Here is a 797-nt window from a genome sequence, read left to right on the forward strand (position 1 = left end):
ACGACGCTGTTCATGGTGCTGCTGGCCGCGTATAAGGTGATGCTGTCCAAATACAGCGGACAAGAGGACGTTGTAGTCGGGACCCCGATAGCAGGAAGGACGCATGCGGATCTGCAAGGGACGCTCGGGCTGTTCGTCAATACGCTGGCGCTTAGGAGCCGACCAGAGGGCGGATTGACGTTCCGAGCTTATTTGGAGCAGGTGAAGGAGCAGGCGCTGGCGGGTTACGCGAATCAGGAGTATCCGTTCGAAGAGCTGGTAGAGAAAGTGGTTAAGAACCGGGATATGAGCCGGCATCCGCTGTTCGATACGATGTTCGTGCTGCACAATCAGGAGCAGCAGGAGCTCGCCCTTGATTCTTTGAAGCTCATTGAACAACCGGTGGAAAGCTTTGTGACGAAGTTCGATATGACCTGGACGTTAGCAGAAAGCGAAGACGGACTGCAGCTCGTCGTCGAATACTGCACCGATCTATACCGTCGTGAAACGGTAGAGCGGATGGCACAGCACTACTTGCAATTGATAGAGTCGGCTTTAATCGAGCCGGAGACAGAGCTGGCAAAGCTGTCGATGCTAACGTTAGAAGAGAAGCACGAGATTGTGGACGTATTCAATGCGACGAAAGCGCCGTATCCGCAGGAGAAGACTCTTTATCAGCTGTTCGAGGAGCAGGTGGAGCGTACTCCGAATCACATCGCGTTAGTCAGCGAAACGGATCAGCTGACGTACCGGGAGCTGAATGCTCGGGCAAACCGGCTCGCACGTAAACTTCGGAAACTGGGCGTGACAGCAGACAA

Annotated in this window: 1 protein-coding gene; it reads left to right on the forward strand. The window is 54.3% G+C overall.

The window, feature by feature from the left end; genetic code table 11:
- A partial coding sequence (locus tag PXY01_RS22090) for a condensation domain-containing protein (protein ID WP_164744557.1) occupies positions 1-797 on the forward strand: 797 nt, incomplete at both ends.

The sequence above is a fragment of the Paenibacillus xylaniclasticus genome, assembly GCF_004001065.1.
GTDB lineage: Bacteria > Bacillota > Bacilli > Paenibacillales > Paenibacillaceae > Paenibacillus_T > Paenibacillus_T xylaniclasticus.